This is a genomic window from Cryobacterium sp. TMB1-7 (assembly GCF_004402435.1).
In the GTDB taxonomy this organism is placed as follows: Bacteria; Actinomycetota; Actinomycetes; order Actinomycetales; family Microbacteriaceae; genus Cryobacterium; species Cryobacterium zongtaii.
The window spans coordinates 118537-144357 of sequence record NZ_SOFZ01000026.1 but is presented as its reverse complement, the minus strand read 5'-3'; the positions used below and the strand labels follow the sequence as shown (position 1 = coordinate 144357).

Below are 25821 nucleotides of genomic sequence, written 5' to 3'. Positions count from 1 at the left end.
CCCGCAAAACCCTCGACTGGAAAACCCCGAAAGAAGCCCTCAACGAGCTACTCTCGAAGCCACAACCGACCGGTGTTGCGCTGACCGGTTGAATCCGCCGCCAAAAGCATCCTTGAAATCTCACTATTTCCTTATTGACGTGCGAACCCGGTCAGTCGAGCGTGTGTTCCGACGGGTCGGCGGGAGTTTTCGTCAGTTCGCGGACAGCTCGGCGTAGAGGTCCACGGAGTTGCCATCGGGATCCAACAGGGTCGCGTAGCGCTGGCCCCAGTGCGCGTTCCACGGTTCGACATGGGCAACGTAACCGGCGGTGACCAGCTCGGCGAAGGCCGCATCCACCTCGGCCGGCGTGCCTTTGTCGAACGCGAGCGCGATGCGGTGGCCGCCCGTGGGTGCGATGTAGTCGGGGTCGAATCCGCGAATAGTCGCGATAGTGTCCCATGCCAGGCTCGTGCCGTCATCGAGTTTCGCGTCGACGTGCGGCGCATCGTCGAGTCCTTCCTCGATCCGCACGCCCAGCGCTCGATAGAAGGCCAGCGAAGCGGCCATGTCACCCGTCACGATCCCGATGAAACCCAGTTTTAGTGTCATGCCATCACCGTAGGAGACTTTGGCCGGCTGGGTAGCTGCTATTGGGATGAGCCGCGGGTGGCCGATACTGTGAACGGACGGTCCATCCAGGCGTGTCGATTGGAGATCCTTGTCATGAGCACCGAACAGGGCCCGATGCAGTTCTCCTTCACCGCTCCGATCGGAGTACTGGTGAAGGGCGAGATGTGGTCGTGTGTCGAAGTCCCGGGTTCGGTGGAGCTGTTCGGCACCGGGAAGGCCGTCCGGGTAGTGGCGCAGGTGGATGACCAGCCGGTGACGGCTGGCCTGATGCCCACCGGATCGGGTGGTCACATGCTCTCGATCAGCGCCAAGCTGCGGAAGAAGCTCGGCAAAAAGGTAGGCGACGACGTCGTCGTCCGGCTTTCAGAGCGGTTGACCTGAGGAGGAGGCCAGTGGCCGTCAGCGAAAAGCTCGTGAAGGCTCAGAGCGAGCTCACCGACATCAACGTGCAAATCGACAACCATCCGCTCAACAGCAGCGCGCTGAAGGATGCGCGTGAGGTCGTTGCCGAGCACCGGCAGGCGGGCAAGGATGCCGTCGAGGTCGCGCTCGCCGAACGCGGGCTGCCCAGTGCCGCAGCGCAAGGCAAGGCCCTCGTGCTCGGCGTCACGTCAATGTGGAACCTGAACCGCAAGCGCGTTGGTCTCGAAAACCGAATCCGCAGACTCGACCGCTTGTGACGTTGCGGCACTAGCGATGAAAATCAGACGAGGCGCGATCGACCTCCACATCACCGACACCGAAGGCTCTGGGCCTCCGGTCGTAATCCTTCACGGCCTGGCGGGCAGCAGCACCGAGATGGCTGCGACAGCTGCGGCTCTCGGCGATCACCGAGTGGTCACGGTTGACGCTAGAGGTCACGGACGCAGCACCCGCTTTCCGGACGACGTGTCGCGGGCGGCCCATGTGGCCGACGTGGTGTTCGTGATCGAGTCGGTGCTCGGGAGCCCTGTTTCCCTTGCCGGCCAATCCCTGGGCGGCCACACCGCTCTGCTGGTCGCAAGTGCCCGGCCCGATCTGGTGGAACGTCTCGTTCTCCTCGAGGCCGGTGTCGGCGGGGACGGCAACGAACAAAGCAGAGATGCCATGCGTCGCTTCTTCACGTCCTGGCCGGTGCCGTTCGGCAACAAATCGCACGCGCGCGCCTTTCTCGGTGACTCTCCGCTCTCGCGCGCCTGGATCGCCGACCTCGAGGTGCGGCCCGATGGGCTGTGGCCGCGCTTCGATCCCGACGTGATGGTCGAGACCATCGCTCACGTGGATGCTCACCCGCGCTGGCCGGAGTGGTGCGACCTCAACATCCCCACCCTCGCCGTTTTCGGCACCGAGGGAATGTTCTCTGCGGCAGCGAAGGATGAGTTCGTATCGCGTGGTTCGAAAGTCACGCGCGTCGACCTCGACGGCGGAAGCCATGATGCGCACCTCGATGCCTTCCCCCAGTGGATAGCTGAGTTCAGGGCCTTTCTCCCGCCGCCTCGCACCTAACGGGAACATCCCCGCGGGCCCCGGCCAGCCGCTGATTTCGACGGTTACCGTGGCGACACCGGCTCCCAGCTCCACCTCAGTCGATGAAGCCGAATCCGATTTGCCCGAACCCGAAAGCGTGACGGGTCTCATCAACCGACACAGCCGCATCGGGGATCGGTCGTCCCAGACAGTCGGCCAGCAGAACGCGGGCATCAGCGATGCAGTGGGTGAGCTCGGGAATGAGCGGGAACCGCCAGGGTGCGATGCGAGCGTCTCTGGCGCATCAGGTTCGCATTGCGGGCGAACCTCACTGAAAGTCAATCGTGCCAGGGCTAAATCAGTGCCTGCTTCTCGAGCGGGACGGTGGCCGTCGCGACTCGACCGCGAATGCAGTGAGTGTGACGGGCGCGACCTTGCCATCACTGTGCGTTCCATCTGTTGCAGCAAGAACCGCACCTCCGAAAGTGAACTCCCCATGAGGAGCCCAACTTTCGGGGTGCGGTTCAAGGTACTGTCAGGCCGGCGGATGGCCCAGTGGAGCGGCTAGCCCAGCTGCTGGCGCCGGCGGCGGAACAGGATGAGCGCCGTGCCGAGGAGCACCACTCCCAGACCGGTGCCCGCGACGCCGACCACGTTGACTCCAGTGGCGGCGAGCTTGCTGGTGGCCGCCGGAGTGGCAACCGGGGGCACGACAACTACCGTGGCGGGCGCGTAGGTGATGGTCACGATCGCGGTGGTGGTGTTTCCGGCGGTGTCGCTGACCTCGTAGGTGACCGGCGTGGGGTTTCCCGTGAAGCCGGCCTGTGGGGTGAACGTGATGGCGCCGGTGGCAGGGTTGACCGTCCAGGTGCCCTCGCCCGTGACGACGAGCTTGGTGACCGGGTCACCCCTACCGTCGATGATGCGCACGGTGGCCGGGTCGAGGTCGCCGGAGTCGTTGCCGATCACGTCGACAGTGACCGGGGCACCCTGCGGGTTACCGACCGACTTGTCGTTCGCTGACTCCGGAACGAACGTGATCGTGACGTTGGCGGTGGTGGTGTTTCCGGCGGTGTCGCTGACCTCGTAGGTGATCGGCGTTGGGTTGCCTGCGAAGCCGGCCTGTGGGGTGAAGGTGATCGCGCCGGTGGCGGGGGCGACCGTCCAGATGCCCTCGCCCGTGACGACGAGCTTGCTGACCGGGTCACCCTTACCGTCGATGATGCGCACAGTGGTCGGATCGAGGTCGCCGCGGTCGTTGCCGATCACGTTGACGGTGACCGGGTCACCCTGCGGGTTGTTGAGCGACGTGTCATTGATCGCGCCGGGGACGTAGGTGACAACGACGTCGGCGGCCGTGACCGTGCCGAGGGTGTCGGCGATGGCGTAGCTGATTGAGGTCGGGTTGCCGGAGAATCCGGCCTCCGGAGCGAAGGTGATCGCGCCGGTGGCAGGGTCGACAGTCCAGGTGCCCTCACCGGGCACGACGAGCTTGGTGACCGGGTCACCCTTGCCGTCGATGATGCGAACGGTCGTCGGGTCGAGGTCGCCGCGGTCGTTGCCGACCACGTCGACGAGGACCGACCTGCCCTGCGCATTGTTCAGCGACTCATCGTCCGCGGCCTCCGGGACGAACGTGATCGTGACGTCAGCAATGGCGGTCTTGCCGCGCGTATCGGAGATCACGTAGGTGATCGGCGTGGGGTTGCCGGAGAAGCCGTTCTCCGGGGCGAAGGTGACCGCGCCGGTGGCAGGGTCGACCGTCCAGGTGCCCTCACCGGGCACGACGAGCTTGGTGACGGGGTCGCCCTTACCGTCGATGATCTGAACTGTCGTCGGGTCGAGGTCGCCGGAGTCGTTGTCGATCACCTCGACCGTGACGGGCTTGCCCAGCTCATTGCCTGTCGACACATCGTCGTTCGCCACGGGGGCGGGCTTGGGGGTCGAGGTGAAGGTGCAGGCGACGTCCTTCACACCGGCGGGGACGGTGAACTGCCCGGAGGTTCCGGTGCCCCCGGTGACCTGAGTACCGGTTGCCGGATCGACGCAGGTCCAGACCGTGTTGTAGGCGTCCGGGTTCGTGGTACCGGCGGGGGTCTGCTCGACCGTGTAGGTCTCTCCGGGCAGGATGAGGATCGGGCCGACGGTCTCCGATGTTTCGGTGCCGGTGGTGGTTCCGGTGTTGCCTGTGGTGATGCCGCCGCCACCGATGGTGACGGTGAACTGGTCGCCTTCTTCGACACGGCCTCCGGGGAGTTCCGTGGTCACGGCTGCGGTGAAGGGAACGGCGTTCGTGCCCAGGTCGGTGATCGCGACGCTGAGCGTGCGGCGCTCCAGGATGGCGCCGGTCACGGGGTTGGCCCGGAGGAAGCCGTCCGCCCCTCTGCCGGCGATGTAGATGAAGCCGTCATCCGCGAAGGCCATCGAGTTGAGGGCCAGACGGGAGTCGATCACGGGACCGACCTTGGTGGCGGCGACGGTGGCGCTGCCGCCGAGCTGATTCGCGTCGACGCGGTACAGCTGTGCGGTCTGGTCGTTGCTCGATACGAAGTAGAGGTTGCCCCGGCTATCGAAGGAGAGGTCACCGTTGCCGCCAGGCGCATCCGCCGCTGTGACGGACAGTACGCTGCTCGAGAGAGCGTTCGTGGTGGGCGAGTAGCTGCGGAACGTGAACGTGCTCCCCGTGGCCTGTCCGCCGTAGTAGAAAAGACCCGTGGCCGGGTCGACGCCGCCCATCGTGCTCGCCACTGTCGTGCCTACGCGGGCGGTAGTCTCCCACGTCTCGGACGATGCCGTGTACTCGAAGACGGTGGTCGGGTTCGTGAGCATGAGGGTGTTGCCGTCACCGGTGATACCGATCTGGTTCAGACCCTCAACACCGCCCGGAACAGTCAGAATCTTCGTGGTAGCTCCGGTCGAGCGGTCCAGCGCGACGATCTCGGAAGAGTTCGACTGGGTGGCCAGCATCTGCGTCTCGGAGAACGGCTCGGCCGCGAAAGCGGCCTGCGGGACGGCGATGATCGTGCCGCCCGTCACCAGAGCGGCCGCGACTGCTGCGCTTCCCAGTTTCGGTAGCAAGCGGTGGGTGGGTCGTTGTAGCGATCGCAAACGACGATCCTCTCAAGTAGTGCTGCCCCGTGGGCGCGACTGGGGCCTCGGTCCGGGCGGAGCCGAGGCCTCCCAAACCCTATTGGCTGAAAGAGGCGTAAATCCCGTGCCGCGAACCCCCAAAATGGGGCGATTCCCGTGCCGCGAGCGCCCGGCGCTGCCGGAGGCAGCGCCGGGTCGCGGTCAAGCGCGACTAGTTGAAGACCATCCCACCGTCGACCACGATTGACTGGCCGGTGATGTAGTTGGAGTCGGGGCCGGCCAGGAAGGAGACGACTCCGGCGACCTCGGCGGTTTCAGACAAGCGGTCGAGGGCGATGCCCTTGGTGAACTGTTCCCAGCCCCACGCTTCAGGCTTGTCGTTGTCGGTCGCCAGCTTCTTCGCCAGGTTCTCCATCAGGGGCGTCTTCACGATGCCGGGGGCGAAGGTATTGACCGTGATGCCGAACGGCGCCAGGTCCCGGGCGGCGGTCTGGGACAGACCGCGAAGGGCGAACTTCGTCGACGAATACAACGCGAGGCCGGGGTTGCCGATGTGGCCGGCCTGGGAGGCGGCGCTGATGATCTTTCCACCGTGGCCGAGTTCCTTGAACGCCTTGGTGGCAGCCTGGATGCCCCACACCGCGCCGTTGAAGTTGATGGAGAAGATCTTCGCGATGCTCTCCTCGGTGATCTCCTCGATGGGAGAGGTCGGGGCGATGCCGGCGTTGTTGACGATCACGTCGAAGCCACCCAGTTCGGTGACGGCCTGCGCGACCGCAGCGAAGACGCTGTCTCGGTCGGAGACGTTGACGTGCACCGCGATTGCTCCGCCGGCCGTGCCACCGAGCGATTCGGCGACGGCGACGGCGGTCTCGAGGTTCAGGTCGGCGATGGCCACCTTGAAGCCGTCAGCGTGCAGCCGCTCCGCGACCGTCCGCCCGATTCCCTGTCCACCACCGGTGATGAGTGCGACTTTTCCATTCTCCGTGCGTGCCATGATCGTGCTTCCTATCTTCATTGTTCGAAACCTGTCGGCGGGTCGATGACAAAGTCACAACCGGACAGGCGGGAGGCGCAGCTAGATCAGCGTTTGCTTCACGAGCTGCTCATAGGTCTGGGTGGCGTCGAGCAGGTTGGTCCAGAGCACGGCGCGACCCGCGGCGCGGGACTTCTTCACGTCGATGATGCGCTGGTTGCTGCTGCCGCGGAATTGCAGCTTGAAGTCTTTCTTGGCGAGGTCGAATCGGCCATCCACGAGGATGTCTATCTGATCGAGCAGTTCCAGCTTGTCGGGGCTGTCGAGCAGCAGCTCTTCGTAGGAATACCCGGTCCACGACCAGATGTCCTTGGCTTGGCCGAAGGTCGCCCGCACCCGGCGCACCAGGGAGAGGCACACCCCGGTGTTGATGAAGGGTTCCCCGCCCAGCAGGGTGAGGCCCTGCACGTACGGTTGGGCCAGGTCGGCAAGGATCCGATCCTCGAGCTCGACCGTGTACGGCGTGCCATAGCGGAAGTTCCAGGTGGCCTCGTTGAAGCAGCCTTCGCACGCGAACAGGCATCCGCTCACATAGAGGCTGCAGCGCACTCCCTCGCCGTCGACGAACATGAACGGTTTGTAGTCACCGATGAAGCCCTGGCTGAGCTTGTCGGAGAGCCACTCACCGGGTTTCGGGTTCCGCATAACGGCTGCCTACAGGGAGCCGCTGACGCCGGTGGCGCCAGCCATGTGCTTGACCCTGGAAACGATCTCCTGGTGGCGACCGTGCACCATCGGGCGGGCCTGCGGGTTGCCGAGGTAACCGCAGGTGCGCTTGACCACGTCGCAGCTGGCCGGGTCGTCGTTGCCGCAATCCGGGCAGGCGAAACCACGCTCGGTGGGGGTGAAGTCGCCGGAGAAGTCGCACTTGTAGCAGCGGTCGATGGGGGTGTTGGTACCCAGGTAACCGACCCGGTCGTAGGCGTAGTCCCAGACGGCTTCGAGCGCCTTGGGGTTCTGCTGCAGCACCGGGTACTCGCAGTAGTGGATGAAACCGCCGGAGGAGAACACCGGGTAGTCCTTCTCGAAGTCGAGCTTTTCGAACGGGGTCGGGTTCTTGCGCACGTCGTAGTGGAAGCTGTTGGTGTAGTAATCCTTGTCGGTGATGTTCTCCACCGACCCGAACTTGACCTTGTCGAGGCGGGAGAACCGGTCGGTCAGGCTCTCGCTCGGGGTCGAATAGACGCTGAACTGGTAGCCGTACTCTGCGCTCCACGCCTTGGTGTGCGCGTCGAGGGTCTTGAGGATGTCCAGGGTGAACGCCTTCGCCTCGGCGTCGCCCTCCCAGGCGCCGCCGAAGAAGGCCGCAGCCACCTCGTAGAGGCCGATGTAGCCCAGCGACACCGTGGAGCGGCCGTCCTTGAAGAGGGTGTCGACCGAATCGGTGCGCGCCAGCTGCTGGCCGAAGGCGCCGTAGACGTAGAGGATCGGGGCGTTCGCGGGGGTCGCCTGCTTGCACCGTTCGATGCGGTAGACCAGGGCGTCGCGGGTGATCAACAGACGCTCCTCGAGGATGCTCCAGAACTTCGCCCGGTCCCCGGCGGCCTCCAGCGCGATGCGCGGCAGGTTCACCGTCACCACGCCCAGGTTCATCCGGCCCTCGGAGACATCGTTGCCGTCAGCGTCGGTCCACCCCTGCAGGAAGGATCGGCAGCCCATCGGCACCTTGAAGCTGCCCGTGATCTCGACGAGTTTGTCGTAGCTGAGCACGTCCGGGTACATCCGCTTGGTCGAGCACTCCAGCGCGAGCTGCTTGATATCGTAATTCGGGTCGCCCTCAGCGAGGTTGAGGTCGCGCTTGAGCGTGAAGATCAGTTTGGGGAAGATGGCTGTGCGCTTCTCGCTGCCCAGGCCGTCGATGCGGATCTGCAGGATCGCCCGCTGGATCTCCCTCTCGAACCAGTCGGTGCCCAGGCCGAAGCCCAGCGACACGAACGGGGTCTGCCCGTTCGAGGTGAACAGGGTGTTGATCTCGTATTCGAGGCTCTGCATCGCGTCATAGATGTCCTTGCGGGTCTTCTCCTCCGCATAGGCGTGGTGCTTGGTCTGGTCGCCGATCCACCGTTCCGCGTCGGCAAGGTGCTTGGCGAAGTTGGCGCGGGCGTACGGAGCCAGCAGCTCGTCGGTGCGGTTGGCGGAGCATCCGCCGTACTGGCTGGACGCCACGTTGGCGATGATCTGCGAGATCTGCGCGGTGGCAGTCTGAATGGAGCGGGGCGGCTCCACGTCAGCGTTGCCGATGCGGAAACCCCGGCTGAGCATGCCCGTGAAGTCGATCAGGCAGCAGTTGGTCATCGGTGCGTATGGGCTGTAGTCCAGGTCGTGAAAATGGATGTCGCCCTTCTGGTGCGCATTGGACACGTGCGGCGGCAGCATCTTGTGGCCGATGGCCTTGCCCACGGCCCCGGCGGTGAGGTCGCGCTGGGTGTTGAAGACGTCGCTGTCTTTGTTGGCGTTCTCGTTCACCACCGAGGAGTCTTTGCTGAGCAGGTTGATGATCGAGTGGTTGATGTCGGTGGACTTGCTGCGGGCGAAGTCGCGCTGGGTGCGGTAACCGATGTACTTCTCGGCGAGGTCGTATTCGTGGCTTTCGAGCAGCGCGTGCTCCACGATGTTCTGCACCTCGTAGATCTTGATGTCGGTGCTGAAGCGGCCGGCGATCTCCCGGTTGACGGCGGCGACGATATCGACGATCGCCCGGTGCACGAGCGGGGTCATTTCGGTGTGAATCTCCAGCGCGGCCTTGACCAGCGCCTCGTAGACCTTGGTGTCATCGAAGTCCACCCGGCGGCCGTCGCGTTTGACGACCTGGATGGCGACGACGTCGTCGCGGGTGGCAGTGGTCGGGGCCGGGGCGCTGATGCTTGGATTCACGCCTTCAGCATAGGGACGTCGGGTCGCCGAAATCACTAGATTTGGGTGCCCTTGGTCCCTGGTGCCGCTACATGTAGTGGTGGCGCGCCGTCGAGGGCCGGAAAGACGCCTCGGGATTCGCCGACCGTTTTGGGTGCACATCTGTGCACCCGAAACACGTGGGCGTGTCTGTCACAGCTGTGACTTGTGCTTCGCCGGCACCCTCGCCGGTCAGCCGATGACGGGCTGTTCCTCCGGGTACTTGTAGAGCAGATTGCGGCGGCGCAGCGCCAACGCTGACGCCAACCCGATCGGTCCGATCCGGCCGGCGAACATCAACGCCGCGAGGATGTATTTGCCCGCAGGTGGCAGTTCCGCGCTGAGCCCCACGCTCAGCCCGCAGGTGGCGAAGGCGGAGATCACCTCGAAGAGAATATGGTCGAGCGACGCGTCGCTGACCAGCATGATCAGGCCGCTCCCGCCGAGCACCAGCGTTGCCCCGAAAAAGGTCACGCTGATGGCCACCCGCATGGTCTGCTCGGGAATGGTGCGCCCGAACACCATCAGGTTTTTGTCGCCCTTGGCCTCGGCAACGATCGCCAGGAACAGCAGCGCGATCGTGGTCACCTTGATCCCGCCCGCGGTAGACGCCGACCCGCCGCCGACGAACATCAACGCGTCGGTCGCCAGAAGGGTCGCCGAGGTGGATGCGGCGGGATCCACCAGGGAGAACCCGCCCGACCGCATCATGGTCGACGCGAAAATCGACTGCATCACCCGCTCCCCCACCGAGAGGTCCCCGATCGTGGCACTGTTGGACCATTCCAAAGCGCCCCACAGTGCGGCGCCGACAACCAACAGGATGCCTGTCGTCGTCAGGGTGAGCTTCGTGTGCAGGTTCCACTTGCGCCAATGGGCCTTGGCCATCATCAGCACCAGGAACACCGGGAACCCGAAACTTCCGACAAGAACGCCGACCATGATGGGCACGAGGATCCACGGGTCGTTCTCGAACCCGGACAGGCCGGTGGTATGAGCGGTGAAACCGGCGTTGTTGAACGACGAGACGGCGTAGAAGATGCCGTGCCAGAGGCCGCCGCTCCAGGACTGCTCCACCACTATGAACCGTGGCACCAGAAACACGGCCAGCGCCAGCTCCAGCGTCAGGGCTGTCAGGATCACCACGCGCAGCAGCGACTGCACCTCACCGAGCTTGGTGGTTCCGACCCCCTGACGGGCCAGGATGCGACCCTTCAAACCGAGATTTCGGGTCACCGCTCGAGTCAGGAGCAGTGCGATCGTGACGATGCCCAAACCGCCGATCTGGATGGCCAGCAGGATCACGATCTGGCCGAAAAACGACCAGTGCTCCGCCGTGTTGACGGTGACGAGGCCCGTCACCGTCATCGCCGAGACCGCTGTGAAAAGAGTGTCGTGGAACGCGGTGCCGCGACCATCAGCGGCGGCTATGGGCAGGCTGAGCAAGGTCGTGAACAGCAGCACAACGAAGAGAAACACCATCAGGGCCAGCAGCGCTGAGAAGTCGTGGACGACCAGATTCGACAAGCCCGTCGCCGTACGGGGATGCCCCTGCGTCTTCCGCCCGAACGAGGCGCGTGTCACCGCCACGGCCGGCCTCGGTGCCGTGAACAGGTGAGGAACACATCCGCGGGATCTGCAGCGCCTTTCGGCATGTTTAGCCACCTCAGATGTCTAGGCTTCGGTCGTGCAACTGTACAGCCCGAGCGCCCCGTCGCGGTCCTCCGAACCGGCGGCCTAGTGCCCGCCGCCGAGATTGCCCGCGAGACGCGCGTGGATGTCGGTGCTGGCTTCGTTCAGCCCGACGATCACGGCACGCTTGCCGTGGCGTTCGTACCTGTTGGTGATCGCGTCCAGCGCGGCCACCGTTGAGGCGTCCCAGATGTGCGAGGCGGACATGTCGATGACCACCCGGTCGGGGTCGTCGGCGTACTCGAACTGGGTGGTGAGGTCGTTGCTCGAGGCGAAGAACAGCGCACCGGTCACGGTGTACAGGGCCGTGGGCACGGTGTCCTCGGTGGAGACGGTGCGCTGAACGTTCACGAGGTGCGCCACCCGCCGGGCGAACGCGACCATGGCCACGAGCACACCCACCATCACACCAATGGCGAGGTTGTGGGTGAAAACGACAACCACGACGGTGGAGAGCATGACGGTGGTCTCGCTCTTGGGCATCCGCTTGAGCGTCGACAGGCGGATGCTGTGCCAATCGAAGGTGAGCACCGACACGATGATCATCACGGCCACCAGCGCCGCCATCGGGATGATCGCCACGACGTCGCCGAGGGCGACGACCAGGATCAGCAGGAACACCCCGGCGAGGAAGGTGGAGATGCGGGTGCGGGCACCAGAGGCCTTGACGTTGATCATGGTCTGACCGATCATGGCGCAGCCGCCCATGCCGCCGAAGAAGCCGGAGAGCATGTTCGCCACACCCTGGCCCCAGGTTTCGCGGGTCTTGTGCGAGTGGGTGTCGGTGACCTCGTCGACGAGCTTGGCGGTCATCAGCGACTCAAGTATGCCCACCATCGCCATCGCCAGGGCGTACGGCGCGATGATGGAGAGGGTCTCAGAGGTCAGCGGCACATTCGGGATGAACAGCTCCGGCAGGCTCTTGGGCAGTTCGCCCTGGTCGCCCACGGTGGGCACGGTGATCGCGATGGTGACGGTGGCGATGGTGAGGAGCACGATGGCCACCAGCGGCGCCGGCACGATCTTGGTGAACCGGGGCATCACGACCATGATGATGATCCCGATCGCCACCAGCGGGTAGACCATGACCGGCACGCCGAGCAGGTGCGGCAGCTGGGCGATGAAGATCAGGATGGCCAGCGAATTGACGAAGCCGACCATGACGCTGCGCGGGATAAACCGCATCAGTTTGGCCACGCCGAGCACGCCGAGTATCACCTGCAGCAGCCCGGCCAGGATGACCGTGGCGATGAAGTAGTCCATGCCGTAGTCCAGCGCCACGGGTGCGATCACCAGGGCGACCGCGCCGGTGGCGGCGGTGATCATGGCGGGGCGACCGCCGAGGAATGCGATGGACACGGCCATCACGAACGAGGAGAACAGCCCCACCCGCGGGTCGACGCCGGCGATGATCGAGAACGAGATGGCCTCGGGGATGAGGGCCGTCGCCACGACGAGGCCGGCGAGCACCTCCCGGGTAAGGATGCGCGGGGTGCGGAGCGCCGTCAGCACGGACGGGTCGGCCTTGTAGCGGTTGGGCGTGGGAGTTTTCTCAATGAGAGCCATGGCGGCCTCCAGCGACGGGGCCCGCGGTGCGGACCGGGATGGGGCAAAGTAGGGGGTGCGCCGGGTGCGCACGCCATCCGCCGAACCGGCAGGATGGAAGGGCTGGCAGCAGCGTCAGCCAACCAGCACAACCCTACCCTAACGTAAGGGTTGGTTTAGTTCCTGTGCGCGGGAGGGGTTTGAGACATGGCAACGGATGACGCACCGGCCACGATGCACATCGGCGAGTTGGCCGACCGCACCGGCCTGTCCCTGCGCACCATCCGGCACTATGACGAGGTGGGTCTGCTGAAGCCCTCCGGCCGCACCGAGGGTGGCTTCCGGCTGTACACAGCCGTCGACCTGGAGCGGCTGATCCTCATCCGGCGGATGAAGCCGCTCGGCTTCTCGCTGGAGCAGATGATGGCGTTGCTGAAGACCATCGACACCCTGGATGCGGCCGACGCGGCCGATCGGACCGCCGTGCGGGCCGACCTGGCGTCGTTTGTGACCCAGGCCGAGGAGCGCCGGCAGAAGCTCGCCGAGCAGCTCGCCATGGCCGACGAGTTCCTGGACCTCCTGCGCCGTCACGGCCGCGACGTGTAACACCCGCCGACGGGAGGGAACCGAACCAATGAGCAGCACTCCAGCCGTGATCGTCTGCGACGTGAATGAGACCCTCTCAGATATGTCGGGCATGAAGGCCCGGTTCGTGCAGGTCGGCGCCCCCGCCCATCTGGCGTCCGTGTGGTTCGCCGCGCTCCTGCGGGATGGTTTCGCCCTCGCCGCGGCGGGTGGCGCCGCGCCGTTCGCGGTGATCGGGTCCGAGCTCCTCCGCGAGGTGCTGCGCGATGTGGCACTCCTGCGCAGCCCCGCCGACGCCGTGGAGCACATCATGGCGGGATTCGGGCTGCTCAAACTGCACGCCGACGTGCCCGAGGGCGTGCGAGCGTTGACAAGCACCGGGATGCGCCTGGTGACGCTGTCCAACGGATCCGCCGGGGTCGCCAGGTCGCTCCTGGCCGCGGCCGGGCTCGAGGGAGAATTCGAGGCGCTGCTCAGCGTCGAAGATGCTGGTGCCTGGAAGCCGGGGCGGCCCGCGTACGACTACGCCGCCGAGGCCTGCGAGGTGCGCCCGGCCCAGCTGCTGCTCGTGGCCGTGCATCCCTGGGACATCCACGGAGCCGCGCAAGCGGGCCTGGCCACCGCCTGGCTGAACCGCGGCGGTGACACCTACCCGAGCTACTTCACGGCCCCCGACTACACGGTGGGCCGGCTGGCCGAGCTGGCCACGCTGCTGGCAGGTGCGCCGGCGTCGCCATCCGGCAACGCGGCGCCAGAAGCCGCCCCGGAAGCCGCCGCTGAGCCGGCCGAAGCTGATCCGGCTGAAGGTCTCGTGGTCGTGACCGAGGCAGGAAAAGGCGGTTACGCCCAACAGATCACCGTCGGCCAGCACCGACTCACCGCCGACGAGCCTCGCCCGGTCGGCACCGATACCGGCCCGTCCCCGTATGACCTGGTCCTGGCCGGGCTCGGCGCGTGCACGTCGATGACCGTGCGCATGTATGCCGAACGCAAGAACTGGTCATTGGAGAAGGTGACCGTGACCCTCCGGCACAGCCGCATCCACGCCACGGACTGCGCGGACTGCGAGACCGCGGTCGGGCACATCGACCACGTCGAACGGGTACTCCGGTTCGACGGCGACCTCGATAAGCAGCAGCGTCAGAGGCTGAGCGAGATCGCCGACAGGTGTCCGGTGCACCGCACGCTGCACTCGGAGATCATCGTGCACACCACGGTCGCAGAGGCTGGCGCACCCGAGTGAGCGCTGCCGAAGCCGGTCAGTGCACCCGCACGGCCTCGTTGTGCTCCACGAGGTGCCAGGTGGTGCCCTCGTCGTCGCTCACCCAGCCCTCCCAGGTGTAACCGTCCTCGGTGATCGAGGTGAAGTTCCAGCGCACCGGGCGACCGTCGGTGCCGGTGCCGTCCTGGCGCAGGCCGTTGCGGTACGGGGTGGCGATCAGGTGGCAGTACTCGCCGATCGTCGGGGCGAAGGAGCTCACCCGCCAGGCACCGGCCAGCTGGTCGTAGACCCGCACGGCGGTGGCGACGGTCTCGAAGCCGGACGGATGCGTGGCGCTGGCCTCGACCTCCACGTCCTGCACCGCGCGCCCGTCGAGGATGAACTGCACGATCCAGGTGAACTCGCGTTCAGTCCACTCCCCCGTGGCCTCGTCGAGCCGGCTGCCGTGCGCCGCCCACGTGCCCACGAGCTGGCCGAATCGGCGCATGCGCCCGGGGTATTCCGGGGTGGGACCGTCGGCGATCAGCGCCTCGGCAAAACGGGACTCTGAGGTGGTCATGCCTCGATTTTACCGGGCGCACGTAACGCGCGCATGAACATGGCGTTCCAGGTCAGCCGCCGAGGCTGCCGGCATCCGTGGTGCCCACGTCGGTGCGGTGAAAGTTCAGGTGCGAGCGGGAGGCCGTGGGGCCGCGCTGGCCCTGATACCGGGAACTGTACGCGGCAGAACCGTAGGGCTTCTCGGACGGCGAGCTGAGCTGGAAAAAGCACAGCTGGCCGATCTTCATACCCGGCCAGAGCTTGATCGGCAGGGTGGCCACGTTGCTGAGCTCCAGGGTGACGTGCCCGGTGAAGCCCGGGTCGATGAATCCGGCGGTGGAGTGGGTGAGCAGGCCGAGCCGGCCCAACGAGCTCTTGCCCTCGAGGCGGGCGGCCACGTCATCGGGCAGGGTGACGGCCTCGAAGGTGGCGCCGAGCACAAATTCGCCCGGGTGCAGGATGAACGGTTCGTCACCCTTGGCCTCGATCAGCCGGGTGAGTTCGGGCTGGTCGACGGCCGGGTCGATGAACGGATACTTGTGGTTGTCGAACAGCCTGAAGAACCGATCGAGCCGCACGTCGATGCTCGACGGCTGGATCATCTCCGGGTCGTAGGGGGCGAGCGCGATTCGTTCCGCGTCGATCTGGGCCTTGATGTCACGATCCGAGAGAAGCACGGTGCCAGCCTATCGGCGTGGCCCCGCCCGGAGCGTGTGGTTTCCCAGCGTGACTTTCGGCGGCGCCGAGCCGATCAGGCAGCGGCCGTCGCGACCAGCTTCGCGATGGTCGCTGCACTGTCATCGTTCAGTTCGCGAAGCGCATAGGAGGTGGGCCACATCCCGCCGTCGTCGTCGAGGTTGGCCTGGGCGCTGAAGCCGAGAGTCGAGTAGCGCTCCTTATCGTCTTGGCCACTGCGGAAGAACACCACGACCTTGCCGGCCTTGGCCCAGCCCGGCTGGCCGTAATAGAGCTTGGGCAGCAGCTCTGGGGCGGCCTCGGTGACGATGCCGTGCAGACGCACGGCCATCTGGCGGTCGGGCTCTTTCATCTCGGCGATCTTTGCCATCATGGTCGCCTCATCCGCGGCCGCCTTGTCCTCGGCACGGCCGCGACGGGCGTCGGCTTTGAGTTCGGCGGCACGGGCCTTCATCGCGGCGCGCTCTTCCGCAGAGAAGCCTCCCGCCGACTCGGCGCCGACCTGGTTGCCGCTGATTTTCGGTTCGGTGCTCATCGCGTTGGGCCCTTTCGTCGGCGGACCGTCCCATGTTCGCACCTCGGCGGCCGAGGCTCAAGGAAGTCGGTGCCAGCCTGGCGGTCGAGGCTTGGTAGGATGGCGGTTCCAGTTCAGCTTCGGCGGCCTGGACGCGCGGATGTAGTTCAATGGTAGAACTTCAGCTTCCCAAGCTGATAGCGCGGGTTCGATTCCCGTCATCCGCTCCAAACTTCGGTCGGCCCAATAGAATCCGGCATGACCTCTCTTCCTCCTGAGCACATGCCACTGGCGCAATCGGCCGTTCCGGACGCGTCCGGCCGCCGCTTTTGGGGAATCGGTTTCCTCTGGTTTGTTCCGTTGTTCGGCGCCCTGCTTGCTCCGGTTCTGCTTGGCATTCTCGCAGCTCAGAACCGCCGGCACCCGGACGCGCTGGTGCGGGAGAATTCCCGATGGGCAGCGAACTGGGTGCTGACCGTGACGGTTGTCGCAGCGATCGGGGCGGCCATTGTGGTATGCGACGCGATCATCGGGCTCGTTCTGACTGGAGAAAGCGAGAGCGGGCCGTCGCCCACCCTTCTTCTGGCAAATTTGCTGCTGTGGGCGGCTGTGATCGGACACCTCGTTGTGTCCATCGTCGGGGTGGTGCGGGCACGCACCCGAATAGTCAATCCGAAGATCGCGATTCCCTTCATCCCTGCCCTAAAAGTAGACGTGTCGATGGAATTGGGACAGCCCGCTCTGGTGCGAGAAACGCCGTGAGTCGCACGATCGTCGAGCGCGAGATCACCGAGCCGGTTTCGCTGTGCCTGCCCGACGGGCGGCTCAACCCCGCCGCCGTCGGTTGGAGCAGAAGGCCTCTGCACGACACTGCAGGCATCGACGGCCGCAGCAGTTGGGGCCGCAATAAGCGCTGGGAGTATTGGGGCGTCACCACGCCCACCCACATCGTGACTCTGACCGTCTCCTCGCTCGACTACGCAGCGGTGCACAACATCCTGATCTACGACCGCGTATCGGGAACGACGATGGAACGCGGCGCCGTCGCACCGCTGGGATCCAGTGCCACCCTGCCGGCATCCCTCGGCGCCTCATCCGCCCGGGCGCGCACCCGGTCGCTCACGATCGACATCGACGAGGTACCCGGCGGCACCCGCCTGCGCGGTCGCGCCGCGGGGGTGGCCTTCGACATCACCGCCGTGCGTCCGGCCGGCCACGAGGCGCTGGCCGTCGTGGTTCCGTGGTCCAAGAGCCGCTTCCAGTACACCGTCAAAGACGTGGCCCGTCCGGCCGAGGGCTGGGTCGAGGTCCAGGGTGACCGGTTTGAGCTTCCCGCCGGCGACAGTTGGGCGGTGCTCGACCACGGTCGCGGTCGCTGGCCGTACAAGATGACCTGGAATTGGGGCGCGGCGTCGGGAATCGTCGACGGACGCACCATCGGCCTCCAGCTGGGCGGCCGGTGGACGGACGGAACCGGTTCGACCGAGAACGCGGTGCTCATCGACGGAACGCTCCACAAGGTCAGCGATGAACTCGACTGGGTCTACGACGAAGCCCACTGGCTCGCCCCGTGGCGAATTCACGGAGGGAGCCTCGACCTGCGTTTCGACCCGTTCTGGGACCATGCCAGCAAGACCGAGCTTCTGGTCTTCGGCAGCCGCGGTCACCAGTGTTTCGGCCACTATTCAGGCTGGGTCGACACCGATCTGGGACGTATCCGGGTCGACAGTCTGTTGGGCTGGGCGGAAGACATCCGCAACCGTTGGTGACACCTCGACCAGCGCTCGGAGCTTCGTGAGGCACAATGGTCCCCACGAGATTCTGCCAACGGAGGACAGCATGCCCGGCGACACCCAGGACGAACCGATTCAGGCCCAGCACAGCACAACCGAAGACGACAAAGTGGCGGGCATCCTGCTGCAGCAGGAAGCGGACCTGGCCGGTCACGACGAGGCCCAGGTCTTGGTTGCATTACGCCAACGCTTCGCCGACGGCGGCCACCAGGTGACTGACGAGGCCCTTCAGGAGCACGCCCGTCGCATCGCGGGCCTCGAACCGAACGCCTTCTCGAAGGAGTAGGCGCATCGCCCCCTGACCCCCCGAGCTAGGGAACCAGCGTCTCCAACGCCGGGTGCAGGTGTTTCGTGCGCAGAGCAACTGTCGCCTGGTCGGCGCCCGCGGCGAGCGCCGCCTCCGTGGAGGCGCCTGACAGGGTGGCGTCGAGAAAACCCGCGAAGAACGCATCGCCGGCGCCGTTCGTGTCCCGCAGCTGAACGGGCACGGCAGCCACCCGGTGCAGGCCCTCGGCGTCGACGGCCATCGCGCCCTCTGCGCCGAGCGTGCACACGACGGCCGTGGTGCCGGCCGCCACACGGGCCCGCATGAACGCCGACGGATCGCTCATGCCGTCGGCATTCATGAAGATGTAGTCGGCCGCCCGGATGAAGGGCTCGTGGAACTCGGACCGGCCGTCGTAGTCGTGGACATCGGTCCAGACGGGGACGCCGGCCGCGATAGCCGTGGGGAGCAGGGCTCGGGAGGTTTCGGAGAGGTCCATCACCAGGGCCGCGGCACCCCGGCTCAACGCCGTGAACTGGGCGATGTCGGGTGCGGTGAACGCCGGCACCGAGAGGTACACGGACACCCGCTCCCCCGCCCGGGTCATCAGGTTCAGGTGTCGTTCGCCGGCACCCGGCACCACCGACGCGGTCACCTGGATTCCCGCCGCCTCGAGAACGGAACGCACCCGTCCTGACGCGTCGTCGTCGCCGAGCAGGGTCTGACATTCGACAGCCCGCCCGAGCCCGGTCAGGTGCAGCGCCTTACCCGCGGAGGTACCACCGACGGTCTGAAAATCCTCGAGGGCGAACGTGACGTGCGGGCGCGGCTCCGGCAGCTGGTCGAGGTAGACCAGCGTGTTCCACGACACCGGTCCGCATACAACGATGTGACCCGCGCCGATGGCGCCCCCAGCGGATGCTCTGCTCATCCGCTCAGGCTACGGCACGGCCGCTTGGCGACTCGATGTGCCACAGCCGGTACGGATTTTTGCCGGTCCCTACCCGGCTCGGAGCGGGCGAGACCACGCAACCTCACGGCTGAGCTGGCCGGATTGGACGAAGTGTTGCACCTGGTGGGTACCGGCGAGCGCCCTGGCGAGGTCGTCGCGGTCGGCAGCCTCGAAGCCCAGTTTCTGCCAGAAAGGCCCGGACCGTCGACTGAACAGCCACGCCCGCTGCGCTCCGCTTTCAGCAGCCCGCGCCAGGGCGAACAGGGCCAGCCGGGTGCCCTCGCCGGTTCGCTGGGTGAGTGGATGAACCGCCACGCTCCGAATGAGCGCGTGCTCCTGGTCACCGCTGAGCTCGAATCCCGTGCACGCCACGATGCTGCCGACCGCATCCCGTTGGATCCAGAGGTGCACCGTGGGAGCGTCAAGCCCGCTCAGCGTCAGATCTACCTCGCGGAGGAAATCGGTCAGGTCGGCCGTATCGCCGGGCGACACTGGGGTGAGGGACGACATGGGCCCAGGTTACTGGGGCGGTTCATCGCGATCCGCAAGTCAACTCGCGAGAGCCCGGGCGGCGTGACTAGGAACGCACCGACTTGCGCTCGTAGATGATCATCGACCAGGCGTAGCCGATGACCGTGATCACCACGCACCAGCCGACCGCGAGCACAGCGTTCCAGCCGAGCGGGGTGCCGAGCAGCAGCCCGCGGAGGGTCTCCACGATCGGCGTGAACGGCTGGTACTCCGCGAACCACTGCAGCCCGGCCGGCATCGACTCGGTCGGTACGAAGCCGCTGCCGAGGAACGGCAGCAAAACCAGCAGGAGCGGCAGGTTGCTCGCCGTCTCCACCGATTTGGCCTGCATGCCCATCCCCACGGCGATCCAGGTGATCGCGAAGGCGATCAGCGCGATCAGGCCGAAGGTGGCGAGCCACTCGATGGGGGTGGCGGTGGGCCGGAACCCGATCAGCACACCGACGCCGAGCACCAGCGCGACGGCGATTATCGCCTGGATGGTGTTGCCGAGCACGTGCCCGGCGAGCACCGCCGCGCGGGAGATCGCCATGGTGCGAAACCTCGCGGTGATGCCCTCGGTCATGTCCATCGAGACCGTCGTGGCAGTGCCGCCGGCGGTGCCGGCTATGGTGATCGCCAGGATGCCCGGCATCACGTAGGCGAGGTACGCCGCCCTCCCGCCGGCCGGGTCCACGCCCGGCAGGCCGGCCCCGAGGGTGCCGCCGAAGACGAACACGAACATGAGCAGGATCACCACCGGACCCACGATGGTGAACACTGACAGGCCCGGGTAGCGAATCATGTGCAGCAGGTTGCGGCGCAGCATTGTGATCGCGTCGGTCACGACATAGGACCGATGACGGCTGCCCTGCACGGTCGGGCGCGGGGCGGTGATGGTGGTCATGAGTCTGTTCCCTTCGAATCGGCCCGGCCGGACGATTCCTTCGTGCCGGTCAGCGCGAAGAACACGTCATCAAGGTCCGGGGTGTGGATGCTGAGGTCGTCGACCTCGAGATGGGCCGCGTCGAGGCGGTCGAGCACGGCGCGCAGCGCGCCGACGCCGCCGGCGCTGGGCACGGTGAGCACCAGTCCGGCGTCATCACGAGCAGAGCCGTCACGAGCAGAGCCATCGCGAGCAGAGCCATCGCGAGCCGACTGATTGAGCAGGCGGGCGGCGGTGTCCAGCGCCGCGGCATCCGCAAAGCGAAGCCGGATGTGACCGCCCGGTACGAGGCTCTTGAGCTCGTCGGGCGTGCCGTCGGCGACGATGCGACCGCCGTCGAGCACCGCGATGTGGTCCGCGAGCTGGTCCGCCTCCTCGAGGTGCTGGGTGGTGAGCAAGACCGTGGTGCCCTCCGACACCAGGCCACGCACGATGTCCCACATGGTGTGCCTGCTGCGCGGGTCCAGGCCCGTGGTGGGCTCGTCAAGGAAGATCACGCTCGGCGCCTGGACCAGGGTCATCGCGAGGTCGAGGCGGCGGCGCATGCCGCCGGAGTAGGTGGCGAGTGGCTTGCGCGCGGCCTCGACGAGGTCGAACTCCTCGAGCAGTTCGGCCACCCGCGACTTCGAGCGTTTCGCGCCGAGGTGACGCAGCCGGGCCATCAGCAGGAGGTTCTCCTCGCCGGTGAGCAGGCCGTCGACAGCGGAGAACTGGCCGGTGAGACCGATCGCCGCGCGTACACCGTCGGGGTCGCGCGAAACGTCGCATCCCGCGACGGTGAGGGTGCCGGCATCCGCCCGCACGAGCGTGGAGAGGATGTGCACGGTGGTGGTCTTGCCGGCGCCGTTCGGGCCGAGCAGCGCGGTCACGGTGCCCGCCTTCACGGTGAGGTCGACGTCGTCGAGAACGGTCTTGCTGCCGTAGGACTTACGCAATCCCTGCACGGCGATCGCGGTGGTGGTCATGATGTTCTACCCTTCGCTTCGGTGCGCGCACTCAGCGCGCGCGGTGGATGCCGATGTCGCCGAACGCGGTGCGCGCACGCACTGCCACGGTCTGCTCGGACGGGTCTGGGGCACTGTCGCCGTCGAGCTCGTTGCGCAGGCGGCCGTTCTTGGAGGCCAGATCGAGCCAGGCGGGAACGCCGGGACGCACACCGATGCTGACCTGGCCGAAGCCGCTCTCGACCTGCACCGACCCGCTCGAGATCTCTCCGAGCTGGATACTGCCATAGGCGGTTTTCGCCGACACGGCGGCGAGCGCCCGGGTGATCTCGAGGTCGCCGTAGGAGAGCTTCGCGTCGAGATCGCCGCCGGACTCCCCCACCGAGATGTTGCCGTGCGAGGCCTTGAGGATCGCGTTGCCGGTGACAGTGCCGATCCGGAGCTGACCGTGATCGGCGGTGATCTCGATGTCTCCCTCGGCGGCGCCGACGGTGGCGTTGCCGTTGCCGGCGCGCAGCCACAGGTCGCCGGTGGTATCGACCTCCGCCGCACCGTTCGAGCACTTGATCCGGGTGGCGCCGAGGCGTCCGGTTGCGCGCACATTGCCCGATGAAATCTCGGCCGTGAGCCGCGATCCCGTCGGCAGCTCGATGAGCACGTCCACCGACTCGCTGGGGCCGATGATGCTGAAGCGGGGCTTCGGGCCGGTGACGGTGAGGCGCTGGCCGTCGAAGACCACTCTGGTCTCCTCGGCACCGCGGCGGTCGACTGCCCTGGCCGGGCTGGTGGGTGACACCGTCACGACGGTGTCGGTTCGGTCGCTGGCGACGACGTCGATTGCGCCGACCGGCAGGTGGATGGCGAGGTCGATGGGGTTGGGGGTGTCGTAGGTGGGCATGCTGATGCGTCCCTCTCTGTGGGCTATGCAATTCAGGGCTGTGCAATTCGGGGCTGTGCAATGTGGTGCTGTGCAATGTGGGTACGACGGACCGACCCCGCGGGTGCGCGTGGTTGGAGTGTTCAGCGTGCTGGGCGGGTTAGCGCGCCCAGCCCGCGAAGTTGTCGCCGGTGCGCAGGGTGCGCTGCACGGAACGGCGTTGCTTGGGTTGCAGAGCGGCCGCCGTCGCACGCACCAGCCAGGTGTTCACCGACAGACCATCGGCCGCCGCCGCTTCGTCCACCCGCGCCTTGAGGGCGTCCGGCAGACGGAGGGTGGTGCGTGAGGTGCTCGCTTCGTCGAGGTCGACGGATGCTGCGGGCCGCTCGTCGCTCTCCGGCTCGGTGTTCGGCGCGGTGACGACGAACTCGATCTCACGACCGCGCAGCCGCAGGTCGACGGAGCCGGGGGCGAGGTCGCGGGTGATTTCGCCCACCGCGGCCGACAGCACGTCGAGGAGCACGAGCCGCGCCGCTGCATCCAGCCCGGCGGCGAGGCGCTCGGCGACGGCGCGAGTGTCCTCCGCACCGTTCTCCGCGGCATCCACCAGCTGACGCTGAAGGTCATTGACGTACGGTCCAAGTTCCATGCCACCATCATGACACCACGATGGTGTCACGTCAAGCATTGATGGTGTCAGAGTTGGCGTCAGACCCGGGCGGCCTTCTCTACGGCGGTGACGGCCGCCGCAACGCCGGCGTTCCACGGGGTGCCGTGTCCGGGCAGCACCCAGGTGGCCCCCGTGGGGAGAATGGCGCGAAGCGATGCGATCGCCTGCTCCGGCTCATCCGTGAACGGCGCCGGCTGAGGCCCCGTCTTGCCCGTGAGTACGTGACGGGTCGTGAGCCCATCGCCCACGAAAACGGCGTCGGCGATCGGCACATGGATCGCGATGCTGCCCTCGGAATGCCCGGGCAGGCCGATGATTCGGGGCGCACCGGGCAGGTTCAGCGTGTCTCCGTCGTTCGCGTCCACGGTCTCGGTCAGGTAGGTGGTGCGCATCCCGCCCTTGCGCAGGGAGTACGCCGCGAAACCCAGAGTGGCGCCCAGCTTCATCGGCTGGCGGCCGTTCGCCGGCTTGGGGCCGCCCTTCGCGCGAGCCGCGTCGCCCGGGTGAACGTAGACCGGCACGCCGTGATCGCGCCGGAGCCGTTCGGCAAAGCCGACGTGATCGCCGTCACCGTGCGTGAGAATGACGCCTTTGACGTCGCTGAGGGTGCGCCTCATACCGGTCAGCTCGGCGAGGAGGTCCCGCCACTGGCCGGCGAGTCCGGCATCGATCACGGTCACCCCCTCGGGAGTGTCGACGAGGTAGGCGGCCACGATGTCGTTGCCGATGCGGTGAAGGTGCGGTCCTAGTCTCATGATGGCTCGACCGTACCGCTCGTGACGCCGATCGGCCAGGATGTCAGGCCGAACGACGGATGATGCGCGGCACCACAATCCAGAGCAGCGCGACAACGACGAGGATGAACACCGCGAAGGCCACACCCCACGCCCGGCCGAGCACCAGATCGAAGATGAGCAGCCCGATGCCGGCGACCGTGATGGCGACCCCGGCGAGCGTGGCCTGCACGAAATAGTCGGTGTACCGGATGATGCGGCTCTTCGCGTGCTTGCGGAACAGCACTCGATGCAGGCTCACCGGAGCCAGGCCCACCAGGGTCGTCAGAACCGAGGTTGCGACCAGGACCAGATAGATGTCGCGCTGAAACGCATCGAGGTCCTCGAACCGGGATTGGAAGACCGCGGCCAGGAGGAAGCCGGTGAGAATCTGGGTTCCAGTTTGGATGACCCTGAGCTCCTGGAGCAGCTCATTCCAGTTGCGGTCCAGACGCTCATTCGGGGTTTCGCCGCGACCGTCAGGGGCGCCGCCGGGTACGTCCGGAACCGGAGAGGAGTGCGACATGGGCTGAACCTTCCGTGAAGAGAACCGGCAGCATCGGCCGCCGCGGGTCGGGACTCACGAGAGTACCGCCGGGCATCCGGGATCGCAGCCGGTTCGGACTGGTCGAGCCGGGCCAGACAGGACTAACGTTGACCTTAGGTTCGGACTCGTTTCGATGACACGTGCCCTTTTGACACTATGGACACGGCTGGCGGTGCTGATGAGTGAAGTCTCGGGGACACCCCGAATGACGGGCGGGCAGCTGGCCTCCCCGTTCCTGGAACTCCTGCCGATCACGGGTGCGGCCATTTCGGTGATGGATCAGGACCGCCGCGCCTCGCTGATCCACGCCACCGACCCCACGGCCGCTCGGTTGGAGGAGATGCAATTCGATCTGGGTGAAGGTCCTCAGTTCGATGCGTTTCGGACCGCATCGCTCATATCGGTTCCCGACCTCGCGCTGACCGACCGGTGGCCGGCATTCCTGCGGAGCGCTGCCGAGCTGACCGTGGGCGCCGTCTTCACCTTTCCCCTCATGCTGGGAGCGGCCTGCACCGGCACTGTCACCTGTTACCGCACCACCCCCGGGGCCCTCGATGACCAGGCCGCCGCACTGGGCACCTCCCTGTGTCGCGCCATCGCCGGGCCCGCCTTCCGCCGTGCGATAGTCCTCGCCGAACACGAATCATCCGACGATGAGGCACCGATCGAATCCCGGCGGGAGATCCACCAGGCCACCGGGATGGTTCTCGGCCAGCTGGATATCAACGCAACGGATGCTTTCTCACGAATCCGGGCCTACGCTTTTTCTAGCGGATATACCGTCCAAGAGATTGCCCACGCCGTCGTCAGCCGGCGCCTCAATTTCGCAGAGCTCCCAGAGTAGGTATGACATGCACGCCATAGACCACGCGGCTGACAACACCCGTGAAGAAAGAATCAACGACGCGTTTGTGCGCGTGGCCGGCAGCCTGGTCGCCGACTACGACATCGTCGATCTGCTGTCCACTCTCGTCTACACCTGCACCCAGCTTCTCGACGTACAGGCAGGCGGCATCCTCCTGGCCGATGGCACGGGGATGCTCGAATTGGTGGCCTCGACCAGCGAAGAGGCTGAAATCGTCGAGGTCATGATCGTCGCCGCCGGCGCCGGCCCATGCATCGACTGCTACCAGACCGGGGCGGTGGTGAGCGTTCCCGACATCGAAACCGACCCCCGCGACTGGCCGCGGTTCCGCCGCACCGCCCTCGACCAGGGCTTTCGGGCCGCCCACGCCACCCCACTCCGGCTGCACGGCGAGGTCATCGGCGCGATGAACCTGCTCAGTACGGAGGCCGGCGCGCTCAGCGACCGAGACGCCCAGCTCGCCCAGGCCTTGGCGGATGTCGCGACAGTCGGCATCCTGCACGAGCGCAGTTTCCGGCAGCCCGAGGTTGTGGCCGCGCAGCTCCACCTCGCTCTGGACACCCGGATTCTGGTGGAGCAGGCAAAGGGGGTTCTCGCCGAGGTGCGCTCCTGCACCATGAGCGAGGCCTTCGACGCCCTCCGCGACTACGCCCGCACACACGCGGTCACCCTGCGCGCTGCGGCGGCCGGTGTGGTGAACCGCAGCATCTCCGCCGAGGCACTGGTGGCCCAGGCACGCTAGCGGCGCGGCCGGCCACTGCGCCGGTTCCTCAGGTGTGGCAAGATGCGGCCGTGACCACTCAACCCGA

General features: G+C 66.4%; 28 protein-coding genes and 1 tRNA gene. 11 read left to right on the top strand and 18 right to left on the bottom strand.

Features of this window, described 5'->3' with window-relative positions; genetic code table 11:
* Positions 1-192: 192 nt before the first annotated feature.
* On the bottom strand, positions 193-591 hold the full coding sequence (locus E3O60_RS12795) for a VOC family protein (RefSeq protein WP_088457620.1): 399 nt from the start codon (positions 589-591) through the stop codon (positions 193-195).
* Between the two features lie 114 nt (positions 592-705).
* Between E3O60_RS12795 and E3O60_RS12790 the strand changes: the two genes are divergently transcribed.
* The 3 genes from E3O60_RS12790 to E3O60_RS12780 are packed head-to-tail and all read left to right on the top strand — an operon-like array spanning position 706 to position 2097.
* Positions 706-993 carry a DUF1905 domain-containing protein gene (locus E3O60_RS12790; protein WP_134407944.1) on the top strand — a complete coding sequence of 96 codons (288 nt, stop codon included), beginning with the start codon at positions 706-708 and terminating at the stop codon, positions 991-993.
* A gap of 11 nt (positions 994-1004) precedes the next feature.
* Positions 1005-1292: a hypothetical protein gene (locus E3O60_RS12785; protein WP_134407915.1), complete on the top strand. Its 288-nt coding sequence runs from the start codon at positions 1005-1007 to the stop codon at positions 1290-1292.
* A 16-nt stretch (positions 1293-1308) separates the two neighbouring features.
* Positions 1309-2097 carry an alpha/beta fold hydrolase gene (locus tag E3O60_RS12780; protein ID WP_088457623.1) on the top strand — a complete coding sequence of 263 codons (789 nt, stop codon included), beginning with the start codon at positions 1309-1311 and terminating at the stop codon, positions 2095-2097.
* Between the two features lie 525 nt (positions 2098-2622).
* Here E3O60_RS12780 and E3O60_RS12775 read toward each other — a convergent pair.
* The 6 genes from E3O60_RS12775 to E3O60_RS12750 all read right to left on the bottom strand — a co-directional run bounded on the left by E3O60_RS12775 (position 2623) and on the right by E3O60_RS12750 (position 12334).
* A complete protein-coding gene (locus E3O60_RS12775) occupies positions 2623-5136 on the bottom strand; it encodes a tandem-95 repeat protein (protein ID WP_134498318.1) in 2514 nt (837 codons plus the stop codon).
* 223 nt (positions 5137-5359) lie between these two features.
* Entirely contained in the window at positions 5360-6145 is a 786-nt protein-coding gene (locus tag E3O60_RS12770; protein WP_088457625.1) for a (S)-acetoin forming diacetyl reductase, read from the bottom strand.
* A gap of 81 nt (positions 6146-6226) precedes the next feature.
* Positions 6227-6829: an anaerobic ribonucleoside-triphosphate reductase activating protein gene (gene nrdG / locus E3O60_RS12765; RefSeq protein WP_088457626.1), complete on the bottom strand. Its 603-nt coding sequence runs from the start codon at positions 6827-6829 to the stop codon at positions 6227-6229.
* 9 nt (positions 6830-6838) lie between these two features.
* The gene (gene nrdD, locus E3O60_RS12760; protein ID WP_241993268.1) at positions 6839-9058 is read right to left on the bottom strand and encodes an anaerobic ribonucleoside-triphosphate reductase; all 2220 of its coding nucleotides are present in this window, start codon (positions 9056-9058) and stop codon (positions 6839-6841) included.
* 210 nt (positions 9059-9268) lie between these two features.
* Complete coding sequence (locus E3O60_RS12755; RefSeq protein WP_241983734.1) at positions 9269-10603, bottom strand: TrkH family potassium uptake protein; 1335 nt, start codon at positions 10601-10603, stop codon at positions 9269-9271.
* A 210-nt stretch (positions 10604-10813) separates the two neighbouring features.
* A complete protein-coding gene (locus E3O60_RS12750) occupies positions 10814-12334 on the bottom strand; it encodes a SulP family inorganic anion transporter (RefSeq protein ID WP_134480391.1) in 1521 nt (506 codons plus the stop codon).
* Between the two features lie 186 nt (positions 12335-12520).
* Here E3O60_RS12750 and E3O60_RS12745 point away from each other — a divergent pair, with 186 nt between their 5' ends.
* Both E3O60_RS12745 and E3O60_RS18895 read left to right on the top strand, forming a co-directional pair.
* The gene (locus E3O60_RS12745) at positions 12521-12919 is read left to right on the top strand and encodes a MerR family transcriptional regulator (protein WP_134407911.1); all 399 of its coding nucleotides are present in this window, start codon (positions 12521-12523) and stop codon (positions 12917-12919) included.
* A 28-nt stretch (positions 12920-12947) separates the two neighbouring features.
* Positions 12948-14141: a haloacid dehalogenase type II gene (locus E3O60_RS18895; RefSeq protein WP_241993267.1), complete on the top strand. Its 1194-nt coding sequence runs from the start codon at positions 12948-12950 to the stop codon at positions 14139-14141.
* A gap of 16 nt (positions 14142-14157) precedes the next feature.
* On the opposite strand, the gene E3O60_RS12735 is transcribed toward E3O60_RS18895, so the two are convergent.
* From E3O60_RS12735 to E3O60_RS12725, 3 genes are all read right to left on the bottom strand, one after another.
* The gene (locus tag E3O60_RS12735; protein ID WP_088457627.1) at positions 14158-14679 is read right to left on the bottom strand and encodes a hypothetical protein; all 522 of its coding nucleotides are present in this window, start codon (positions 14677-14679) and stop codon (positions 14158-14160) included.
* A 52-nt stretch (positions 14680-14731) separates the two neighbouring features.
* Complete coding sequence (dcd, locus tag E3O60_RS12730) at positions 14732-15337, bottom strand: dCTP deaminase (protein WP_088457628.1); 606 nt, start codon at positions 15335-15337, stop codon at positions 14732-14734.
* 74 nt (positions 15338-15411) lie between these two features.
* Complete coding sequence (locus E3O60_RS12725) at positions 15412-15891, bottom strand: DUF1801 domain-containing protein (RefSeq protein ID WP_134480393.1); 480 nt, start codon at positions 15889-15891, stop codon at positions 15412-15414.
* A 135-nt stretch (positions 15892-16026) separates the two neighbouring features.
* Between E3O60_RS12725 and E3O60_RS12720 the strand changes: the two genes are divergently transcribed.
* From E3O60_RS12720 to E3O60_RS12710, 4 genes are all read left to right on the top strand, one after another.
* Positions 16027-16100: transfer RNA gene (locus tag E3O60_RS12720), tRNA-Gly, on the top strand.
* A gap of 28 nt (positions 16101-16128) precedes the next feature.
* The gene (locus E3O60_RS18890) at positions 16129-16632 is read left to right on the top strand and encodes a hypothetical protein (protein WP_241993266.1); all 504 of its coding nucleotides are present in this window, start codon (positions 16129-16131) and stop codon (positions 16630-16632) included.
* On the top strand, positions 16629-17639 hold the full coding sequence (locus tag E3O60_RS12715) for a DUF2804 domain-containing protein (RefSeq protein WP_241993265.1): 1011 nt from the start codon (positions 16629-16631) through the stop codon (positions 17637-17639). The genes E3O60_RS18890 and E3O60_RS12715 overlap by 4 nt, the downstream gene beginning before the upstream one ends.
* Positions 17640-17709: 70 nt before the next feature.
* Complete coding sequence (locus E3O60_RS12710; RefSeq protein ID WP_088457632.1) at positions 17710-17949, top strand: hypothetical protein; 240 nt, start codon at positions 17710-17712, stop codon at positions 17947-17949.
* Positions 17950-17974: 25 nt separating this feature from the next.
* Here the strand turns inward: E3O60_RS12710 and E3O60_RS12705 are convergent, their stop codons facing one another.
* From E3O60_RS12705 to E3O60_RS12670, 8 genes are all read right to left on the bottom strand, one after another.
* Entirely contained in the window at positions 17975-18859 is an 885-nt protein-coding gene (locus tag E3O60_RS12705; RefSeq protein WP_134498314.1) for a carbohydrate kinase family protein, read from the bottom strand.
* 69 nt (positions 18860-18928) lie between these two features.
* Positions 18929-19390, bottom strand: a complete 462-nt coding sequence (locus tag E3O60_RS12700) for a GNAT family N-acetyltransferase (protein WP_134480397.1) — start codon at positions 19388-19390, stop codon at positions 18929-18931.
* Between the two features lie 67 nt (positions 19391-19457).
* A complete protein-coding gene (locus E3O60_RS12695; RefSeq protein ID WP_103479995.1) occupies positions 19458-20297 on the bottom strand; it encodes an ABC transporter permease in 840 nt (279 codons plus the stop codon).
* On the bottom strand, positions 20294-21301 hold the full coding sequence (locus E3O60_RS12690) for an ATP-binding cassette domain-containing protein (protein ID WP_088457636.1): 1008 nt from the start codon (positions 21299-21301) through the stop codon (positions 20294-20296). The genes E3O60_RS12695 and E3O60_RS12690 overlap by 4 nt, the downstream gene beginning before the upstream one ends.
* A gap of 31 nt (positions 21302-21332) precedes the next feature.
* The gene (locus E3O60_RS12685) at positions 21333-22178 is read right to left on the bottom strand and encodes a DUF4097 family beta strand repeat-containing protein (protein WP_134480398.1); all 846 of its coding nucleotides are present in this window, start codon (positions 22176-22178) and stop codon (positions 21333-21335) included.
* 139 nt (positions 22179-22317) lie between these two features.
* On the bottom strand, positions 22318-22806 hold the full coding sequence (locus E3O60_RS12680; protein WP_088457638.1) for a toxin-antitoxin system HicB family antitoxin: 489 nt from the start codon (positions 22804-22806) through the stop codon (positions 22318-22320).
* A gap of 59 nt (positions 22807-22865) precedes the next feature.
* Positions 22866-23582, bottom strand: a complete 717-nt coding sequence (locus E3O60_RS12675) for an MBL fold metallo-hydrolase (RefSeq protein ID WP_134498312.1) — start codon at positions 23580-23582, stop codon at positions 22866-22868.
* A 43-nt stretch (positions 23583-23625) separates the two neighbouring features.
* The gene (locus tag E3O60_RS12670) at positions 23626-24126 is read right to left on the bottom strand and encodes a DUF6328 family protein (protein WP_134407902.1); all 501 of its coding nucleotides are present in this window, start codon (positions 24124-24126) and stop codon (positions 23626-23628) included.
* Between the two features lie 199 nt (positions 24127-24325).
* Here E3O60_RS12670 and E3O60_RS12665 point away from each other — a divergent pair, with 199 nt between their 5' ends.
* Positions 24326-24991, top strand: a complete 666-nt coding sequence (locus tag E3O60_RS12665; RefSeq protein WP_134407901.1) for a GAF and ANTAR domain-containing protein — start codon at positions 24326-24328, stop codon at positions 24989-24991.
* A 7-nt stretch (positions 24992-24998) separates the two neighbouring features.
* The gene (locus E3O60_RS12660) at positions 24999-25754 is read left to right on the top strand and encodes a GAF and ANTAR domain-containing protein (RefSeq protein ID WP_103460260.1); all 756 of its coding nucleotides are present in this window, start codon (positions 24999-25001) and stop codon (positions 25752-25754) included.
* Positions 25755-25821 lie beyond the last annotated feature (67 nt).

Excerpts from the sequence above, each read along its gene's own strand:
- E3O60_RS12795 (WP_088457620.1), bottom strand. The coding sequence starts at position 591 with ATGACACTAAAACTGGGTTTCATCGGGATCGTGACGGGTGACATGGCC.
- E3O60_RS12790 (WP_134407944.1), top strand. The coding sequence starts at position 706 with ATGAGCACCGAACAGGGCCCGATGCAGTTCTCCTTCACCGCTCCGATC.
- E3O60_RS12780 (WP_088457623.1), top strand. The coding sequence starts at position 1,309 with ATGAAAATCAGACGAGGCGCGATCGACCTCCACATCACCGACACCGAA.
- E3O60_RS12770 (WP_088457625.1), bottom strand. The coding sequence starts at position 6,145 with ATGGCACGCACGGAGAATGGAAAAGTCGCACTCATCACCGGTGGTGGA.
- nrdG (WP_088457626.1), bottom strand. The coding sequence starts at position 6,829 with ATGCGGAACCCGAAACCCGGTGAGTGGCTCTCCGACAAGCTCAGCCAG.
- E3O60_RS12750 (WP_134480391.1), bottom strand. The coding sequence starts at position 12,334 with ATGGCTCTCATTGAGAAAACTCCCACGCCCAACCGCTACAAGGCCGAC.
- E3O60_RS12745 (WP_134407911.1), top strand. The coding sequence starts at position 12,521 with ATGGCAACGGATGACGCACCGGCCACGATGCACATCGGCGAGTTGGCC.
- E3O60_RS18895 (WP_241993267.1), top strand. The coding sequence starts at position 12,948 with ATGAGCAGCACTCCAGCCGTGATCGTCTGCGACGTGAATGAGACCCTC.
- E3O60_RS12735 (WP_088457627.1), bottom strand. The coding sequence starts at position 14,679 with ATGACCACCTCAGAGTCCCGTTTTGCCGAGGCGCTGATCGCCGACGGT.
- E3O60_RS12725 (WP_134480393.1), bottom strand. The coding sequence starts at position 15,891 with ATGAGCACCGAACCGAAAATCAGCGGCAACCAGGTCGGCGCCGAGTCG.
- E3O60_RS18890 (WP_241993266.1), top strand. The coding sequence starts at position 16,129 with ATGACCTCTCTTCCTCCTGAGCACATGCCACTGGCGCAATCGGCCGTT.
- E3O60_RS12710 (WP_088457632.1), top strand. The coding sequence starts at position 17,710 with ATGCCCGGCGACACCCAGGACGAACCGATTCAGGCCCAGCACAGCACA.
- E3O60_RS12705 (WP_134498314.1), bottom strand. The coding sequence starts at position 18,859 with ATGAGCAGAGCATCCGCTGGGGGCGCCATCGGCGCGGGTCACATCGTT.
- E3O60_RS12700 (WP_134480397.1), bottom strand. The coding sequence starts at position 19,390 with ATGTCGTCCCTCACCCCAGTGTCGCCCGGCGATACGGCCGACCTGACC.
- E3O60_RS12695 (WP_103479995.1), bottom strand. The coding sequence starts at position 20,297 with ATGACCACCATCACCGCCCCGCGCCCGACCGTGCAGGGCAGCCGTCAT.
- E3O60_RS12690 (WP_088457636.1), bottom strand. The coding sequence starts at position 21,301 with ATGACCACCACCGCGATCGCCGTGCAGGGATTGCGTAAGTCCTACGGC.
- E3O60_RS12685 (WP_134480398.1), bottom strand. The coding sequence starts at position 22,178 with ATGCCCACCTACGACACCCCCAACCCCATCGACCTCGCCATCCACCTG.
- E3O60_RS12680 (WP_088457638.1), bottom strand. The coding sequence starts at position 22,806 with ATGGAACTTGGACCGTACGTCAATGACCTTCAGCGTCAGCTGGTGGAT.
- E3O60_RS12675 (WP_134498312.1), bottom strand. The coding sequence starts at position 23,582 with ATGAGACTAGGACCGCACCTTCACCGCATCGGCAACGACATCGTGGCC.
- E3O60_RS12670 (WP_134407902.1), bottom strand. The coding sequence starts at position 24,126 with ATGTCGCACTCCTCTCCGGTTCCGGACGTACCCGGCGGCGCCCCTGAC.
- E3O60_RS12665 (WP_134407901.1), top strand. The coding sequence starts at position 24,326 with ATGAGTGAAGTCTCGGGGACACCCCGAATGACGGGCGGGCAGCTGGCC.
- E3O60_RS12660 (WP_103460260.1), top strand. The coding sequence starts at position 24,999 with ATGCACGCCATAGACCACGCGGCTGACAACACCCGTGAAGAAAGAATC.